The following is a 17,838-nucleotide window of genomic DNA, read 5'->3' as shown; positions in this document are numbered from 1 at the left end:
TTCAGCTCTCCCACATCGGGATACGCACGCCGCGCGTACGGGCGACCTCGGCGGCGTGCTCGTACCCCGCGTCGACGTGCCGGATCACCCCCGAGCCCGGATCGTTGGTGAGGACCCGCTCGAGCTTGCGCGCCGCCAGTTCGGTGCCGTCGGCGATGCAGACCTGCCCGGCGTGCAGGGACCGGCCCATGCCCACCCCGCCGCCGTGGTGGATCGACACCCACGAGGCGCCGGAGGCGGTGTTGAGCAGGGCGTTGAGCAGCGGCCAGTCGGCGACCGCGTCGGACCCGTCGGCCATCGCCTCGGTCTCGCGGTAGGGCGAGGCGACCGACCCGGCGTCGAGGTGGTCGCGACCGATGGCCAGTGGCGCCGACAGTTCCCCGGCGGCGACCATCTCGTTGAAGCGCAGCCCGGCCCGGTGCCGTTCGCCGTAGCCGAGCCAGCAGATCCGGGCGGGCAGGCCCTCGAACCGCACCTTCTCCCCGGCCAGGGTGAGCCAGCGGCGCAGATGCTCGTCGCCGGGGAACAGCTCCAGGATCGCGCGGTCGGTGGCGGCGATATCGGCCGGATCGCCCGAGAGCGCCACCCACCGGAACGGGCCGCGCCCCTCCTCGAACAGCGGCCGGATATAGGCGGGCACGAACCCGGGGAAGGCGAAGGCCCGCTCGCACCCGCCCTTGCGGGCCTCGTCGCGGATCGAGTTGCCGTAGTCGAACACCTCCGCGCCCCGGTCCAGGAAGCCGGCCATCGCCGCGACCTGCGCGGCCATCGACGCCTGCGCCTCGTCGGTGAACCAGGCCGGGTCCTTCTCGGCGAGGCGGTGCCAGTCCTCGAGGGCGACGCCGAGCGGCAGATACGACAGCGGGTCGTGCGCGGAGGTCTGGTCGGTGACGATGTCGATCGGCGCGTCCATGGCCAGCAGCCGGGGGAACACCGCGGCGGCATTGCCCACCACGCCGATCGAGAGCGCACGCCGTTCGTCACGGGCCGTGATCGCCAGGGCCAGCGCCTGTTCGAGTGATTCGGCCGCCGTGTCGAGGTAGCCGTGCGCGATCCGGCGGTCGATCCGTGCGGGATCGCACTCCACACACAGCGCCACGCCCTCGTTCATGGTGATCGCCAGCGGTTGCGCGCCGCCCATGCCGCCCAGCCCCGCGGTCAGGGTGATGGTGCCGGCCAGAGTGCCGCCGAAGCGTTTGCGCGCCACCGCGCCGAAGGTCTCGTAGGTGCCCTGCAGGATGCCCTGGCTGCCGATGTAGATCCAGGAACCGGCGGTCATCTGGCCGTACATCATCAGGCCCAGCTGCTCGAGCCTGCGGAATTCCGCCCAGTTCGCCCAGTCGCCGACCAGATTCGAGTTGGCCAGCAGCACCCGCGGCGCCCATTCGCTGGTGCGGAACACCCCGACCGGCTTGCCCGACTGCACCAGCAGGGTCTCGTCGGAACCGAGGGTCTCGAGGGTGCGCACGATGGCGTCGAAGGCCGCCCAGTCGCGGGCCGCGCGGCCGGTGCCGCCGTAGACGACCAGGTCGTCGGGGCGTTCGGCGACCTCGGGATCGAGATTGTTCATCAGCATCCGCAGCGCCCCCTCCTGCTGCCAGCCGCGGGTGTGCAGCCGCGGCCCCCGGGGCGCGGCGACCGGGCGGGGACCGTGGGTCGGCGGGACGGCGTCGGTCATGAGCGTCCTCCTGGGCAGTGAGTGTGTCCGGGGTCACAATCTGCCGGATGGGGGCATGGTCCTGCGTCGGCGGTGGGCTGTCAAGCGTGCCGGGGGGCGCGCCGAAATGAGGCGCGCCGGGAGCTCTTTACAAGTGGTGTCGAAATGTCTACTGCCACAGGGGATCTCGAAAAATGTGACGCTGCCCACTGTAACGCGGGCGAATCGCCGGGCTGTTCTGGGAAATGTGCCAAACGGTCCGGCGGGCGCTTTCGGGAGATCTCCCAATGGTGTCTTCTCGGTTCGCGTCGGCGCGCACGGAGTGCTATTTGTTTGGTTACCGGCGAGTAGAGCCGTGTCGGCCACAATGTCGTGGCGCCCACACCCTTCGGTATCCACCGACCCCTGACCCAGCGAACGCGTTGTGCGCGTTCATCGTCCGTTCATCACCGGCACGACATCGCGTGTCACCCTTGCGCTGCCGCATGCGAAAAACGTTGCGCCGCAAGGTATCTCGAGGTAATCGAGTTGACATACGCACATTTGCGACTACGGTCTGTCACAACAAATACGCGAAACTCGTTGTAATACTTGACGATTGGATGCCTCGCTACGATACTTTCGGCACCTCCAGGCGACCGAGATCCTCCGGCCCGGCAGCAACGAGATGTCGATACCCGGTGACGACTCCGCCCCCTCCCTCCCTCTGCTCCGGTTCAGCGCCGGGGTGCAGCCGACTGCCGTCGTGACCACACCAAAGGAGTTCAGCGCTATGGACAATCACGCGCTACCGTCCGAACCCCGGGAGCACTCGGGCGAGCAGGTGGCGGTCATCGCGAGACCGTCACCGCAGGACCAGCTACCGCTGGTCACCGCCCGGTTGCGCGAAATCCTGCTCACCGGTGCGGATTTCGACGCCATCTACCGGCACATCCTGGCCGCGCCGGGCAAGCGCGTGCGCGCCCGCCTGGTACTGGCGTCGGCGGGACTGCTGCCCGAGGCGGGCCAGGCCGCGACCTCACCCGCCGACGCGGTCGACCTGGCCTGCGCGATGGAGATGTTCCACGAGTCCTCGCTGGTCCACGACGACATCTGTGACGGATCCCTGCTGCGGCGCGGTGCCCCGTCGGTACCCGCCGCCTTCGGGGTGCGGATCTCGGCCAGGGCCGGATTCCACCTGGCCGGCGCCGGCCTGCAGGTCGTCGCGCGGGTACTGGCCGACAACCCGGTGGTCTTCGCCGGGGTCGGGCAGGCACCCGGCATCACCTACGCCGACCGGCTCTCGGACCTGTCCTACGGCCAGCTCATCGAGACCCTGCCGCCCGCGGTCGACCAGGCCGCGCTGCGCCGCCACTACGAGACGGTGGCCGCCGCCAAGACCGGCACGCTGTTCCGCCTGTCCTGTTCCTACGGCGGCACCGCCGGTGGCGTGGAGATCGAACGGCTGCACGCGCTGATGGAGTACGCCGACCAGCTCGCGATGGCCTTCCAGATCATGGACGACGTCCGCGACATCGAAGGCGGCCCGGCCCTGGGCAAGGACGCGGGCGGCGATCTGGAACGCCGCGTGCCGACCTGGCCGGTGATCGAATGGCTCGGCCTGCGCCCGGGCGCCGAGCAGCTGTGGCTCGACCCGGCGACGCCGAGCACCACCCTGCAGGACGACCTGGTCGACAGCGGCGCCACCCAGGCCGCCCGCTCGGTGGCGATCTCCGCTGTCGAGACCGCGAGCAAGGCGCTCGAGGTGTTCCCCCCGTCCCCCGCGCGCGAGGACCTGCGCGAACTCCTGCAGGAGGTGATCTCGCGATGAGCGGGACCCGAGTGGGCACGCTGATCCGCGGGCTGCGGACACTGCGCCGTGCCCCCGACATCGCCGCGTTGCGCGCGGCCGCGACCCCCGCCGAGCTGGCCCGGCTGGCCCTGATCCCGGCCGGGCGCAACCTCGGCATCTCGGTCGGCTTCCTGCCCGCCCACCAGCGCGACGAGGCCACCGCGGCCCTGCTGGCCTGCCGCGTGCTCGACGCCTACGAAGACCTCGCCGAGCGCGACACCGCCGCCGAGGCGGTCCGCGCGGCCGCCGACTACCTGGCCGGACGCAGCGCCACCGCCCCGGCGGCACTGCCCACCGTCGCCACCGAAGCCCGCGACAGCGAGGCCGTCGACCGGGTGCTGGCCACCCGTATCGCCGACATCAAGGCGCTGATCACCGCGCTCTCGGCCGACGGGCGCGCCCGGGTGGCCAGCGTGCTGGTGGACATCGCCGACGTGATGGCCCGCAATATCGAGTCCGCGATCCCGCGCCAGGCCTACGGCGAGGGCGTGCTCGGCCGGGTGACCCACTACGCGTGCACGCTGGTCGCCGACGGGGTGCTGCCCGAGGACGACCTGCGCGAGCTCACCGGCTGCGTGGCCGTGATCGCCCAGTCGGCCAACGACCTGCGCGACAACGAGTTCGAGATCTACGGCGTGACCGACCGCGAGGAACTCACCCGCACGGTGATGCTGCAGTTGCTGACCCCCGCGCTGGGCGGCTTCGCGCTGCTCGCCCGCCTCGGTCCCGGCACGCCGAGCCGCGGTGCCCGGGCGGCCATGGCCTACATGACCATCACCACCAACGCGTTCCTGTGCAAGGTCGTCGGGGCGCCCTCGCCCTACCGGCGCCCGGTCGCCGCCGCCGCGGCCGCGGCCTGCTCGCCGGTCTACTGGACGAAGATGCTCGAGCGGCTGCGCCGCACCGCCGACGGAGCTATCCACCAGATGCTCGACGCCGCACCGGAATTCGCCGCCGGTGCCGGCCGCGGCACCGATGTGCTCGCCGCCGCCGACCCGGTGGGCGGGCAGACCTCGCTGGTGCCGCTGATCGTGGACACCACCTTCGCGCTCGTGCAGACCCTGCCGGAGGAGCCGCTCACCGGCGAACTGCCCGACGCGCAGATCCGCACCATGATGATCGCCGATCATCTGGCCTTCGGCGCGATGGAACGGGTCCCCTCCCATCAGCCCGAGGCGATGCTCGCGCTCGCCTCGCGACTCCAGCTCGCCGCCCTCGCTCCCAGTCCCACTGTCACCACTAACCAAGGAGCTCTGCTGTGAGCACCGGAACAAATGTCACCTCGTCCGAACAGATCCCGTTCTCCCGGCGGGTGTTCAAGCTCGAGTACGCCTCGAACATCGGGCCGCTGCTGCACATCGCGCTGTGGATGGGCATGACCGCGGCGGGCCTGTTCGTGCCGATCGCCGGGAACTGGTACATCGCGATCCCGCTGATCATCGTGCTCTCGCTGCTGAACCTCTCGCTGACCATCGGCGTGATGCACATGCACACCCACCGGCCGCTGTTCGTGGCGAAGTTCCCGAACCGGGTCGTCGACATCCTGTGCTGTCTGCCCGGCAACCTCACCGCCGCGGAGATGCGCGAGGTGCACGTGCTCAACCATCACCGGTTCAACGACGGCCCCGGTGACGTCACCGCGACCACCGGTATGGAGAAGGGCCTGCCCGCGATCTGGTACTGGGTCCGCTACGGCACCATCGTCAAGCTCCACACCGTCAAGACGGTGTTCGCCGCCAACCCGGCCCCGCGCCGGCGCCGCACCCGCCACCAGTTCATCTTCGACCTGATCGTCTACACCGCCGTGATCGCCGGTGTCTGGTACGTCGCGGGTACCGAGCGCTTCGTGCTGTTCTACTGGGTGCCGTTCTTCATCACCCAGGTCAACGCCGGCTACTTCGCCTGGCTCAGCCACGCCCCCGCCCGCGGCTTCTCCGACGAGCCGAGCAGCTCGCTCAACAACGCGGGCAACATCCTGAACTTCCTGATCTTCAACCAGGGCTACCACAGCGTGCACCACCGCTACCCGGGCGTGCACTGGAGCCAGATCCCGGACAAGATGGCCTACATGCGTGATGTCGATCCCGGCGTCATCGTGCCGTACTGGATGGTCGCGCAGTCCGGCTGGCGGCTGTTCTGGCCCGGCGGCTTCCTCAACGAGAAGTTCGGCACCCAGTGGAAGGCCAAGCTGGAGAAGCGGCTGGAAGAGGGCACCGTCCGGTCCAAATACCTGCCGTGGTTCGCATGGATCTGATCACTCCCGAGCAGGCGCGGGGCGTGCTGAGCACCCCCGCGCGGCTGGTCCCCTTCCTGATCTCGTTCACCGTCTACGGCATCGCGGGCATCACCGTGCCGCTGATGCTGCTCTTCGCCGGCGGCTGGTGGCTGCCCAAGACCGTCGACCGCGGGCCGCACCTGTCCACGGTGCCCGCCCTGGTCATCGACGTGGTGCTGCTGGCGCTGTTCGGTCTGCAGCACTCGGGCATGGCCCGGCCCTCGTTCAAGGCCTTCGTCACCCGCTGGGTGCCCGAGGCGCTCGAGCGCACGGTCTACATCTTCATGGTGTGCCTGGTCATGTGGACGATCATGCTGGCCTGGCAGCCGATCCCGCAGGTGCTGTGGTCGGCCGAGGGGACCCTCGGGCTCGCCCTCGACGCCGGGTTCTGGATCGGTTTCGTGCTGGTGTACGCGGCGACGCTGCTGCTGAACCATTTCCACCTGCTCGGCATCAGCCAGGCCTACCGGCAGTACGTCATCCGTGTGCCGGACGCCACTGTCGATCGCCTGCAGGTCAACGGGGTCTATAAACTGGTGCGGCACCCGCTGATGACCGGATTGCTCGTCTCTTTCTGGTTCGCCAGTGAGTTCACCGTCGGGCACCTGGTGTGGGCGCTCGGCCTGACCGGATACATCGTGCTCGGCACCTATCTCGAGGAGCGTGATCTGATCGCCCGCTTCGGCGCTTCCTACCGCGCCTACGCGGCGCATGTTCCCGCTTTCTTCCCCTCGGTGCGTAGTCTGCTGAACCGTACGCCGCGCGAGCCATAGCCACCCTGCCCGCCGGAGTTCGGAGAGGAAACGACGTGAGACACAACTCCCCAGCGACCGCCCTGGCGCAGGGCACCGGGCAGGCCGTCGCCAAGGCGATCCTGCTCGGCGAACACACCGTCGTGCACGGTACGCCGGCGATCGCTCTCCCGCTGCCCGCCCTGCCGGTGCGGGCGGTGGCCCGGCCCACCACCGGGTCCGGGATCGCCGCGTCGGGATCGTTCGGATTCCTCGCCGGAGCCGCCGCGCCCGCCACGCCGACCCCGTCCGGGCCGCGCGTCGCGGTCGAGGAGGCGTTGCGGCGCTGGGGGATCGAGGCCGAGACCGTGGAAGTCGTGGTCTACTGCGACATTCCACTGGCCCGCGGCCTCGGTTCCAGCGCGGCCTGCGCGGGGGCCGCGGTGCGCGCGGTCGCCGATCTGTACGGCCGCGAGCTGGACCCGGCGGCGCTCTACGACCTGGTGCAGTGCGGCGAGCAGGTGGCCCACGGCCGGGCCAGCGGCATCGACGCCAGCGCGGTGCTGGCCGACGGGCCGATCCGGTTCCACGCGGGCACCGCCCGGCCGATCGACGTCGGCATGGACGCGGCCCTGGTGATCGCCGACACCGGCGTCTCCGGGTCCACCCAGCAGGCGGTCGCCGATGTGCGCCGCAGGCTGGCCGCCGACCCGCGCGCCGCGCGGCGGCTGCTGGACCGCGCCGCCGAACTCATCGACGCCGGTGCCGGTGCGCTCTCGGCCGGGCAGACCCGCACCCTGGGCGCCACGATGCTCGAATTCCAGGACCTGCTGGGCGAACTCGGCGTGAGCACCCCGCACATCGACACCCTGGTCGCCGCCGCGCTGGCCGCGGGCGCCCACGGCGCCAAGCTCACCGGCGCGGGCCTGGGTGGCTGTGTGCTCGCGCTCACCGACACCGACGCCGCCCCCTCGGTGAGCACCGCGCTGCGCCGCGCCGGTGCGGTGCAGACCTGGACGGTCCGCACCGCCGGGCTGCGCGCGGGCGCCCTGTCCCTGTCCGCCTCGACCCCGGAACGCGGTATCCCCTCATGACCTCTCCCGCCACCGACGGTGCCGCCACCGCCGTCGCGTATCCCAACATCGCCCTGGTGAAGTACTGGGGCAAGCGTGACGAAGCGCTGTTCCTGCCGGTCACCGGCAGCCTGTCGATGACGCTGGACATCTTCCCCACCACCACCTCGGTGCGCCTGATCGACGGCCCCACCGACGCCGTCGAGTTCAACGGCGCCGCGGCCACCGGCACCGCGCACACCCGCATCGAGAAGTTCCTCGACCTGGTGCGCGCCAAGGCCGGGCGCGCCGAGCGCGCCGAGGTGATCACCGCCAACGCCGGACCCACCGGTGCCGGCCTGGCCTCCTCGGCGAGCGGCTTCGCGGCCCTGGCCACCGCCGCCGCGGCCGCCTACGGCCTCGACAACGACGGCCGCGCGCTGTCGCGGCTGGCCCGGCGCGGCTCCGGCTCGGCCTCGCGCTCGATCTTCGGCGGCTTCGTGGTGTGGCACGAGGGCGAGGGCGACGGCGAGGCCGGCGACCTGAGCTCCTTCGCCGAGCCGATCGGTGGCGACGACCTCGATCCCGCGCTGGTGGTGGCCGTCGTCGAGGCGGGCGCCAAGGCGGTCTCCAGCCGCGACGCCATGCGCAGCACCACCGCCACCTCGCCGCTGTACCGGCCGTGGGCGGAGTCCTCGCGCGCCGACCTGGCCGAGATGCGCGCCGCGGTGCAGCGCCGCGACCTGCCCGCCATCGGCGAGATCGCCGAGCGCAACGCCCTGGGCATGCACGCGACCATGCTCGCCGCGCGCCCCGGCATCCGCTACCTGTCCCCGCACTCGCTCACCGTGCTGGACGCGGTGCTGGCACTGCGCGCCGACGGGATCGCCGCCTACGCCACCATGGACGCGGGCCCCAACGTGAAGGTGCTGTGCAGCCGCGCGGATGCCCCGCACGTGGCCGCCACCCTGGATTTCCTCGGTGACTTCGTCACCACCCGGATCGCGCACATCGGTCCCGGCGCCACGCTCAGCGCGGGCGGCGACCGGTGATCAGCTGTCGCGCGCCGGGCAAGCTGTTCATCGCCGGGGAGTACGCCGTGGTCGAACCGGGCCACCGTGCGGTGCTCACCGCCGTGGACCGCTACGCCACCGCCACGGTGACCCCGGCCGCCGCGGCGACCCTGCGCTCGGATCTCGACGGCGGCGTCAGCCTGACCTGCCGACGTCACGGTGACGGATTGACCCCCGGCACCGACGACGGCACGGTCCCGCCCGCCTTCGCCTACGTCTTCGCCGCCGCCCGCATCCTCGACCGCCTGTGCGCCGAACGCGGCCTAGAGACCGGCCACTACGACCTCGAGGTCCGCGCCGAACTCGGTGACAGCGACGGCCGCAAGTTCGGCCTCGGCTCCAGCGCCGCGGTGACCGTGGCGACCGTCGACGCGCTGGGCCGCTTCCACGGCCTCGGCCTCAACACCATGGACCGCTACCGGCTGGCCATGCTCGCCACCCTGGCGGTCAACCCGCGGGCCTCCGGCGGCGACGTCGCGGTGAGCACGTGGGGCGGCTGGCTGGCCTACGCCTCACCCGACCGCGCCCACGTCGCCGAGCTGGCCGTCGGCGGGGTCGACACCGCCCTGCGCTCGCCCTGGCCCGGCCTGTCGGTGCGTCCGCTGCGCACCCCGACCGAGCTGGCCCTGCAGGTCGGCTGGACCGGCAGCCCGGCCTCCACCCCGGCCCTGGTCGCCGGGCTGGGCGAGCGGCAGCAGCGGCCGGGGGAGCGGGCGCACTTCCTGCTGCGCAGCAACGACTGCGTCGAGCGGCTGGTGACCGCGATCGAATCCGCCGACGCCGCCGCCGTCTGCGCGGAGATCGACTGCGCCCGCGAACTGCTGCTCGACCTGGACGCGGGCACCGGCCTGGGCATCATGACCGACCGCCTGCGTGCGCTGTGCGCGGCGGGTGCCGCCGTGGGCGCCGCGGCCAAGCCCTCCGGCGCCGGCGGCGGTGACTGCGGGATCGCGCTCATCGACCGCACCCGCGACACCGCGATCACCGCACTGACCGAGCGCTGGATCGGCGCGGGCATCCGGCCGCTGCCGCTGCGCACCCATCCGTTCGAGGGAGACAGCCAGTGATCGGTGACCGCAAAGACGACCACGTGCGCCACGCGGTGGCCCACCGCCGCGGCGTCACCGGCGGCAACGACTTCGACTCGGTGGCCTTCGTGCACCACGCGCTGGCCGGGATCGACAGCCGGGACGTGTCGCTGGGTGTCGAGTTCGCCGGAAAGCGCTGGGACACCCCGCTCTACGTCAACGCGATGACCGGCGGCAGCGCCCACACCGGCGAGATCAACCGCCAGCTGGCCATCGCCGCCCGCGAGACCGGTATCCCGATCGCCTCGGGCTCGATGAGCGCCTACTTCCGCGACGACGCGATCGCGCCGACCTACCGGGTGCTGCGCGCGGAGAACCCCGACGGGTTCGTGCTGGCCAATGTCAACGCCAACGCCACCGTCGACCAGGTGCACCGGGCGATCGAGCTGCTCGAGGCCGACGCGCTGCAGATCCACCTCAACGCCGTGCAGGAGGTGGTCATGCCCGAGGGCGACCGCGCCTTCGACGCCTGGCCCGCGCGGATCGAGGAGATCGTCGCCGCGGTGGACGTGCCGGTGGTCGTCAAGGAGGTCGGCTTCGGGCTGAGCAGGCAGACCGTGAGCTGGCTGCGCGCCGCGGGCGTGGCGGTCGCCGATGTCGGTGGACGCGGCGGCACCAACTTCGCCCGCATCGAGAACGACCGGCGCGCCGCGGCGGACTTCGCGTTCATCGAGAACTGGGGCCAGTCCACCCCGGCCTGCCTGCTGGACTGCGCCGGCCTCGACGGGATCGACATCGCCGCCTCGGGCGGCATCCGCACCCCGCTCGACGTCGCACGCGCCCTGGCGCTGGGCGCCACCGCCACCGGCGTGGCCGGGGTGTTCCTGGAGACCCTGGTCAGCAACGACACCGAGGCGCTGATCGGCACCATCGGCACCTGGCTGACCCAGCTGCGCAGCATCATGACCGTGCTCGGCGCGCACACCCCGGCCGACCTGGCCGGGTGCGACGTGCTGATCAGCGGCGAGCTGGCGGCGTTCTGCGCACTGCGCGGGATCGACGCGGCCGCCCTTGCCCACCGGAGCCCCTGGTGGCGTGAATCGAAGGATCGAGAAGGAGTCACCCATGAATGACATGTCGTATGCAGCCGTCCCGCTGCAATGGGTGGGGCCGCTGCGCATTACCGGCAACGTCGTCGACGACGCCGTGGAGGTCCCGCTGGCGACCTACGAGACGCCCCTGTGGCCCTCGGTCGGGCGCGGCGCCAAGATCTCCACGCTGGCCGAGCGCGGCATCGTGGCCACCCTGATCGACGAGCGGATGACCCGCTCGATCCTGCTCGAGGCCGACGACGCGCTCACCGCCTACACCACCGTGCAGCAGCTGCAGTCGCGCCTGCCGGAGTTACAGGAGGTGGTCTCGGGCAGCAGCCGCTTCGCCCGGCTGATCGACCTGCACCACCAGATCGCGGGCAACCTGCTGTTCCTGCGCTTCGAGTTCACCACCGGCGACGCCTCGGGCCACAACATGGCGACCCTGGCCAGCGACCACCTGATGGACCACATCCTGTCGAGCTACCCGGGCGTGCGCTACGGCTCGATCTCGGGCAACTTCTGTACCGACAAGAAGGCCACCGCCGTCAACGGCATCCTCGGGCGCGGCAAGAACGTCATCACCGAGCTGCTGATCCCGCGCGAGGTGGTGCAGAAGCGGCTGCACACCACCGCCGCGCAGGTCGTGGAGCTCAATATCCGCAAGAACCTGATCGGCACCCTGCTGGCGGGCGGAATCCGTTCCGCCAACGCGCATTACGCCAACATGCTGCTGGCCTACTACCTGGCCACCGGGCAGGACGCGGCCAATATCGTCGAGGGCTCCCAGGGCATCACCCATGCCGAGGACCGCGACGGCGACCTGTACTTCTCGTGCACCCTGCCCAACCTCATCGTCGGCACGGTCGGCAACGGCAAGCACGCCTCCTTCGTCGACGAGAACCTCGAGCGCCTCGGCTGCCGCGCCGATCGCGAGCCCGGCGCCAACGCCCGCAGGCTGGCGGTCATCGGCGCGGCGGCGGTGCTGTGCGGCGAGCTGTCGCTGATGGCGGCCCAGACCAATCGTGGCGAGCTGATGCGCGCCCACACCCAATTCGAGCGGTCCACCACGAGCAACGGAACGAAACGATGACCACACCCTCGGTCGGCATCCACGACCTCTCCTTCGCCACCACCCACTACTTCCTCGACCACGCGGTCCTCGCCGAACGGCTGGGGGTGGACCGCGACAAGTTCTACCTGGGCATCGGCCAGGAGAAGATGAGCGTCGCCGCCGCCGACGAGGACATCGTCACCCTCGCCGCGGCCGCGGCCGCGCCCATCCTGGAGCGCCACGGCACCGACAACATCCGCACCGTGCTGCTGGCCACCGAGACCGGCGTCGACCAGTCCAAGGCTGCGGCGCTGTACCTGCACTCGCTGATCGGGCTGCCCAACACCGCCCGCGTGGTCGAGCTCAAGCAGGCCTGCTACGGCGGCACGGCGGGTATCGCCTTCGCCGCGGGCCTGATCGCCCGCGACCCGTCGCAGCGGGTGCTGGTGATCGCCGCCGACATCGCCAAGTACGAGCTGGACACCCCCGGCGAGCCCACCCAGGGCGCGGCCGCGGTGGCCATGCTGATCAGCGCCGACCCGGCCATCGTGGCACTGGACCCGCAGTCGGGCCTCTACAGCGCCGACATCATGGACTTCTGGCGGCCCAACTACCGCTCCGAGGCCATCGTCGACGGCAAGACCTCGGTCAACGCCTACCAGAAGGCCGCCCAGGAAGCCTGGACCGACTACCGCCGCCAGGGCGGGCGCGAGCTCACCGAGTTCGCCGCGTTCTGCTACCACCAGCCCTTCACCAAGATGGCCTACAAGGCGCACAAGCACCTGCTCGAGAGCCAGGGCTTCACCGCCGACGGCGCCGACATCGCCGCCGCCATCGAGCTCACCACCCGCTACAACCGCACCGTCGGCAACAGCTACACCGCCTCGCTGTACCTGGGCCTGGCCGCGCTGCTCGACCACGCCGACGACCTGACCGGCAAGCCGCTGGCCTTCCTGAGCTACGGGTCCGGCGCGGTCGCCGAATTCTTCAGCGGCACGGTCGTTCCCGGCTACCGCGAGCACCTGCGCACCGCCGCCAACACCGAGGCCATCGACTCCCGCGAGCCGATCGGCTACGAGGACTACCGCGCCCTGCACGAGGCCGTGGCACCCACCGACGGCGCCTACCACGCCACGCCGGCCCAGACCGGTCGCCCGTACCGGCTGGCGGCGATCTCGGGACACAAGCGCATCTACGAAGCCAGGTAACCCATGAGCGAGCACACAGCCCCGGCGGACGCCGTCGGGGCAGTTCGGCACACCCGGATACTGATCGTCGGCAGTGGTCTGTCCGGTGTCGGCACCGCCATCCGGCTCACCCAAGAGGGCATCACCGACTTCGTCGTGCTCGAGCGCGGCGAGGACGTCGGCGGCACCTGGCGTGACAACACCTATCCCGGGGCGGGCTGCGATGTCCCGTCCCACCTGTACTCGTACTCGTTCGCGCTGAACCCGAACTGGTCGCGCTCGTTCTCCCCGCAGGCCGAGATCCACGAGTACATCCGCTCGGTCGCCGACCGCTACGGCGTGCGCGACAAGCACGTGTTCGGCTGCGAGATGACCGGCGCGCGCTGGAACGACACCGAGGGCCACTGGGAGATCACCTCGACCCGCGGTTCCTACACCGCCGAGGTCGTGGTCTCGGCCGCGGGCGTGCTCTGCGAGCCGAATCTGCCCGACATCAAGGGCATCTCGGGTTTCGAGGGGGAGATCTTCCACTCCGCGCGCTGGAACCACGACTCGGATCTGACCGGCAAGCGGGTCGCGGTGATCGGCACCGGCTCGTCCTCGGTGCAGATCGTGCCCTCGATCGCGCCCGTGGTGGAGCGCCTCGACGTCTACCAGCGCACCGCCACCTGGGTGCTGCCGCACGCCACCCGGCCCTACCTTTCGGCCGAGCGCTGGGCGTTCCGGCGGGTGCCCGGCCTGCAGCGGCTGCTGCGCGGGATGATCTACGCCAACCGGGAACTGTTCGTGCTGTTCCAGGCCAAGTACCCGAAGGCGGCGGTGCTGCTCGAGATCGTGGCCAGGGTGAAGATGTTCCTGGAGGTGCGCGATCGGGAACTGCGCCGCAAGGTCACCCCGAAGCACCGGCTGGGCTGCAAGCGCATGCTGGTGTCGAACAAGTACCTGCCCGCCCTGGGCCGCGACAATGTCGAGCTCGTCACCGACGGAATCGCCGAGGTGCGCGCGCATTCGATCGTGACCGAGGACGGCACCGAGCGCGAGATCGACGCCATCGTGCTGGCCACCGGCTTCCACGTGACCGACTCGCCCACCTACAACCTCTACGTCGGCCGCGAGGGCCGCACCCTGTCCGAGGTGGCCGACGCCGAGGGCTACCAGACCTACAAGGGCACCGCCGTCGCCGAGTTCCCCAACCTGTTCCTCATGCTCGGCGCCAACTCCGGGCTGAACTACACCTCGCTGATCTACATCATCGAATCCCAGATCGCCTACCTGGTCGACGCACTGGCGACGATGCGGGCGCGCGACCTGCGCTCGGTGGAGGTCCGCAAGGACGTGCAGGCCGACTACAACCGCGACCTCGACACCAAGATGGCGCGCAGCGTGTGGGTCTCGGGCGGCTGCGACAGCTGGTTCCTCGACTCGCGCGGCCAGAACGCCACGCTGTGGCCGGATTTCAGCTTCAAGTACCGGCGGTTGCTGCGCACCTTCGACGTGGACGCCTACGAGACCACCCCGAGGACGCGATGACCGACACCAGCACCACCAAGCGGCACTACCGGGTCGCGATCATGGGAGCCGGTTTCGCGGGCCTGGGCCTGGCGATCCAGTTGCAGCGGCAGGGACACACCGATTTCGTCGTCGCCGAGCGCGGTGACGAGATCGGCGGCACCTGGCGCGACAACACCTACCCCGGCGCGGGCTGCGATGTGCCCTCCCAGCTCTACTCGTACTCCTTCGCGCTCAACCCGGACTGGACCCGGTCGTTCTCGAACCAACCGGAGATCCACCGGTACATGTGCGAGGTCGCCGACCGCTTCGGTGTGCGCGACCGGATCATGCTCGGGTGCGCGGTGACCAGCGCGCGCTGGAACGAGCAGACCGCCCGCTGGGACGTCACCACCACCCAGGGCGAGTTCACCGCCGACTTCGCCGTGTCGGCGGCGGGCCCGCTCAGCTCGCCCAAGCTGCCGGACATCAAGGGCATCAACGACTTCCAGGGCGCGATCTTCCACTCCGCGGCCTGGGACCACGAGGCCGAGCTGGCGGGCAAGCGGGTCGCGGTGATCGGCACCGGCGCCTCCGCCATCCAGATCGTGCCCGCCATCGCCCCCGAGGTCGGCCGCCTCGACCTCTACCAGCGGTCCGCGCCCTGGGTGCTGCCGCGCGTCGGGCACCGCTACACCGCACTGGAACGCTTCGCCTACCGCCGGATTCCCGGCGCGCAGCGCGCGGTGCGCACGGCCGTCTACTGGCTGCGCGAGTCGTTCGTACTGTGGCAGGCGAAGTTCGCCTGGGCGGCCGCGATCGTCCAGCTGGCGGCCCGCGCCAAGATCCGCTGGGAGATCAGCGATCCCGTGCTGCGCGCCAAGGTCACCCCGGGATACCGGCTCGGCTGCAAGCGGATGCTGATCTCCAACGACTACTATCCGGCGCTCGCGCGCGACAATGTCGACGTGATCACCGACGGAATCGCCGAAATCCGTGCGCATTCCATCGTCACCGCCGACGGCACCGAACGCGAAGTCGACGCGATCGTGCTGGCGACCGGATTCCGGATCACCGATTCGCCGACCTACGACATGATCACCGGTCGCGACGGACGCACATTGTCGGAAACCTTCGATGCCGAACCCATTACCGCGTACAAAGGTTCGGCAGTCGCGAATTTCCCCAATGTGTTCGTCATGATGGGCCCGAATTCCGCATTGAGTTACACCTCGGCGATTTTCACCATCGAATCGCAGATCAACTACATCGTCGACGCGCTGACGACCATCGAGCAGCGGGGACTGCGCACGGTCGAGGTCCGCGCCGAGGCCCAGGCGGCCTACAACCACGACCTGCAGCGCAAGTTCGACGGCACGGTCTGGAAGGAGGGTGGCTGCACGAGCTGGTTCGTCGACGAGAACGGGCACAACGCCACCCTGTGGCCGGACTTCAGCTTCAAGTTCCACCGGATGCTGCGCCGCTTCGACATCGAGGCCTACGACACCACCACCCGCTGAGGGTGCGCGGGGCTGGTAATCGTTATCAGATCTGAATGCTTTTCAGATCTGGCAAATGCCTCGCAAATGAGAAATGTTCACCTGACCGGCGGTCCTGCGTGGTGTTACGCAGAACCGCCGTTTCGGGTTATCACCTTTTCGTGACGAACTCCGCTCGCCCCCCGATCCGGGATGTACGTTGAGGGCCGCACTAGTTCGCTGGATCCCATTCGGGTAACGGAGAGGGCGGAAATGGCTACAGTGACTCGGCAGTACTCCGCGGCGAAATCTTCGATGGCGCCCTCGACTCTGGTGACGCTCGGCTTGATCCTGCTCATTCCGGTCCTGGCCACCGCGGGCCCGATCGCGGCCTCCGCGCTGATCGCGCGCTACGCCGGCCTCGGCTGGTCGGGCTGGTCGGTGTACGCGGTGATCGCCCTGGTGGTCTGCGGTTCGGTCGCGGCCTCGATGTGGGCCTTCCGGCTGGCGTGGCGTCGCGCCGCCGCCCTCGAGTCCACCGATTCCCGCTCGCGCTAGGAGCTCCGCATGCAAACACATCGTCACGCGGCGCTACCCGCCGCGCCCCTGATCGACCCGATCGCTCCCGGCGACGGCGAATGCCTGCGCCTGCGCATCGTCGCCCGGATCGACGACGACGGCCGCTGGGCGAGCACCGCCACCCGCCTGCTCGGCAGCGGCCTGCGCCGCTGGCGCGACCGGCCCGACATCGCCGAGCATCCGGCGCTGTGCCGGTGGTCGCGGATCCAGGATGCCCAGCAGATGCTCGAACCGCCCTGTCTGCGAACGGTTTTCGCGGCGCTGGCGATCGGGGAGGAGCTGGCCTCCGGGGACGCGTGCGCCGATTTCGCCACCGCGATCATGCTGCTGTCGAGCTGCCCCGCCGAGGCCATCGTGCAGTCCGACCCGCTCGGTGCCGCGCGCACCATCCGGTTCTCGGTCTACGCCTTCCGCGACGACGACCTGCCGCTGGCCGAGGATCTGATCACCACGAGCCTGCGGACCTGTGGCGTCGTGCTGGCCCGCCGCTGCGCGGTGCTCCCGGCGGCCGCCACGCCCCGGCCCGCGCCGCCCGTGTCGGCCGCGCCGCTGCCCGAGGCGATGGTCATCGGGACCGGCACCGCCGCGAGGTGAGCGCTCAGGCGTCGCGCAGGGCGCGGTAGACCGCGGCGCCGACGAAGGCGCCCAGCGTCTCGGGGGTCCAGGTGTCCTCGTCGGCGAGCAGGCTGCGCACCGCGCTCTCACCCGCCGAGATCCACAGTTCCACCAGCACCGGCAGTTTGGTATCGGCCTCGGCGGTGCCCCAGGCGCGCAGAGTCGGTCGCAGCAGGGCGGTGCAGCGCGAGAGCACCAGGTCGCGGCCGTGGCCGAAGGAGGTGGCGACATCGGGATCGGGATTGCCGTAGGCCAGGCGCCAGGAGTCGGGATTGGCGGCGACCACCCGCAGCAGCGCCTGGAAACCGTCGACGAAGACCGCTTCGCCCGCGTCCACCGCGCGGCGCGGGGTGGCCTCGAGGACACCGTCGATGATGCGGCGCTCCTCGCGCGCGATGAGCTCGTGCAGCAGCTCGACCCGGTCGGCGAAGCAGGAGTAGACCACCGGGCGGGTGACCTTCATCCGGTCGGCCACGGCGGCCATGGTCACCGCGCCGATGCCCTGCTCGACGGCGATGGCCAGGGCGGCGTCGAGCACCTGCGGCCGTCGGCGTTCCGGCCCGAGATGGGCGGCGCGGCGGCGCGGCTGCACGGTCGGGTCGGTGGTCATCGGGTCCAACTCTAGCAGTGCCGCGCGCCGTCACCGGAACGTTTCCTACACGACTGTAGGATAATGATACGGTGGCGTAGGAATTGCTC

Annotated in this window: 16 protein-coding genes; 14 read left to right on the top strand and 2 right to left on the bottom strand. The window is 70.5% G+C overall.

What is annotated here, in order from left to right; all coding sequences use genetic code 11:
• Position 1: 1 nt before the first annotated feature.
• Positions 2–1,678 carry a urocanate hydratase gene (gene hutU, locus ACFC06_RS06005; protein WP_375928336.1) on the bottom strand — a complete coding sequence of 559 codons (1,677 nt, stop codon included), beginning with the start codon at positions 1,676–1,678 and terminating at the stop codon, positions 2–4.
• Between the two features lie 751 nt (positions 1,679–2,429).
• Between hutU and ACFC06_RS06000 the strand changes: the two genes are divergently transcribed.
• The 14 genes from ACFC06_RS06000 to ACFC06_RS05935 all read left to right on the top strand — a co-directional run bounded on the left by ACFC06_RS06000 (position 2,430) and on the right by ACFC06_RS05935 (position 17,118).
• The gene (locus tag ACFC06_RS06000; protein WP_375928334.1) at positions 2,430–3,467 is read left to right on the top strand and encodes a polyprenyl synthetase family protein; all 1,038 of its coding nucleotides are present in this window, start codon (positions 2,430–2,432) and stop codon (positions 3,465–3,467) included.
• Positions 3,464–4,750, top strand: coding sequence for a hypothetical protein (locus ACFC06_RS05995; protein WP_375928332.1), 1,287 nt, complete (start codon positions 3,464–3,466; stop codon positions 4,748–4,750). Before ACFC06_RS06000 ends, ACFC06_RS05995 begins: the two co-directional genes overlap by 4 nt.
• Positions 4,747–5,742, top strand: coding sequence for a fatty acid desaturase (locus tag ACFC06_RS05990; protein WP_375928330.1), 996 nt, complete (start codon positions 4,747–4,749; stop codon positions 5,740–5,742). The genes ACFC06_RS05995 and ACFC06_RS05990 overlap by 4 nt, the downstream gene beginning before the upstream one ends.
• Positions 5,733–6,536: a methyltransferase family protein gene (locus ACFC06_RS05985; RefSeq protein ID WP_375928328.1), complete on the top strand. Its 804-nt coding sequence runs from the start codon at positions 5,733–5,735 to the stop codon at positions 6,534–6,536. Before ACFC06_RS05990 ends, ACFC06_RS05985 begins: the two co-directional genes overlap by 10 nt.
• Before the next feature lie 35 nt (positions 6,537–6,571).
• A complete protein-coding gene (gene mvk, locus ACFC06_RS05980) occupies positions 6,572–7,588 on the top strand; it encodes a mevalonate kinase (RefSeq protein WP_375928326.1) in 1,017 nt (338 codons plus the stop codon).
• A complete protein-coding gene (mvaD, locus tag ACFC06_RS05975) occupies positions 7,585–8,598 on the top strand; it encodes a diphosphomevalonate decarboxylase (protein ID WP_375928324.1) in 1,014 nt (337 codons plus the stop codon). The genes mvk and mvaD overlap by 4 nt, the downstream gene beginning before the upstream one ends.
• Positions 8,595–9,686 carry a phosphomevalonate kinase gene (locus ACFC06_RS05970; RefSeq protein WP_375928323.1) on the top strand — a complete coding sequence of 364 codons (1,092 nt, stop codon included), beginning with the start codon at positions 8,595–8,597 and terminating at the stop codon, positions 9,684–9,686. The genes mvaD and ACFC06_RS05970 overlap by 4 nt, the downstream gene beginning before the upstream one ends.
• Positions 9,683–10,780, top strand: coding sequence for a type 2 isopentenyl-diphosphate Delta-isomerase (gene fni, locus ACFC06_RS05965; RefSeq protein ID WP_375928321.1), 1,098 nt, complete (start codon positions 9,683–9,685; stop codon positions 10,778–10,780). The genes ACFC06_RS05970 and fni overlap by 4 nt, the downstream gene beginning before the upstream one ends.
• Positions 10,773–11,831, top strand: a complete 1,059-nt coding sequence (locus ACFC06_RS05960; RefSeq protein WP_375928319.1) for a hydroxymethylglutaryl-CoA reductase — start codon at positions 10,773–10,775, stop codon at positions 11,829–11,831. The genes fni and ACFC06_RS05960 overlap by 8 nt, the downstream gene beginning before the upstream one ends.
• Positions 11,828–13,000, top strand: a complete 1,173-nt coding sequence (locus tag ACFC06_RS05955; protein WP_375928317.1) for a hydroxymethylglutaryl-CoA synthase — start codon at positions 11,828–11,830, stop codon at positions 12,998–13,000. The genes ACFC06_RS05960 and ACFC06_RS05955 overlap by 4 nt, the downstream gene beginning before the upstream one ends.
• Before the next feature lie 3 nt (positions 13,001–13,003).
• Complete coding sequence (locus ACFC06_RS05950; RefSeq protein ID WP_375928315.1) at positions 13,004–14,509, top strand: flavin-containing monooxygenase; 1,506 nt, start codon at positions 13,004–13,006, stop codon at positions 14,507–14,509.
• Positions 14,506–15,987: a flavin-containing monooxygenase gene (locus ACFC06_RS05945; protein ID WP_375928313.1), complete on the top strand. Its 1,482-nt coding sequence runs from the start codon at positions 14,506–14,508 to the stop codon at positions 15,985–15,987. The genes ACFC06_RS05950 and ACFC06_RS05945 overlap by 4 nt, the downstream gene beginning before the upstream one ends.
• Positions 15,988–16,218: 231 nt before the next feature.
• The gene (locus tag ACFC06_RS05940) at positions 16,219–16,503 is read left to right on the top strand and encodes a hypothetical protein (RefSeq protein ID WP_375928311.1); all 285 of its coding nucleotides are present in this window, start codon (positions 16,219–16,221) and stop codon (positions 16,501–16,503) included.
• 9 nt (positions 16,504–16,512) lie between these two features.
• Positions 16,513–17,118, top strand: coding sequence for a hypothetical protein (locus tag ACFC06_RS05935; RefSeq protein WP_375928310.1), 606 nt, complete (start codon positions 16,513–16,515; stop codon positions 17,116–17,118).
• Between the two features lie 4 nt (positions 17,119–17,122).
• On the opposite strand, the gene ACFC06_RS05930 is transcribed toward ACFC06_RS05935, so the two are convergent.
• Positions 17,123–17,749 carry a TetR/AcrR family transcriptional regulator gene (locus ACFC06_RS05930; RefSeq protein WP_375928308.1) on the bottom strand — a complete coding sequence of 209 codons (627 nt, stop codon included), beginning with the start codon at positions 17,747–17,749 and terminating at the stop codon, positions 17,123–17,125.
• Positions 17,750–17,838: the final 89 nt, after the last annotated feature.

It is taken from the genome of Nocardia sp. NPDC056064, from assembly GCF_042266925.1.
In the GTDB taxonomy this organism is placed as follows: domain Bacteria; phylum Actinomycetota; class Actinomycetes; order Mycobacteriales; family Mycobacteriaceae; genus Nocardia.
This window is presented reverse-complemented; position numbering and strand designations above follow the sequence as displayed.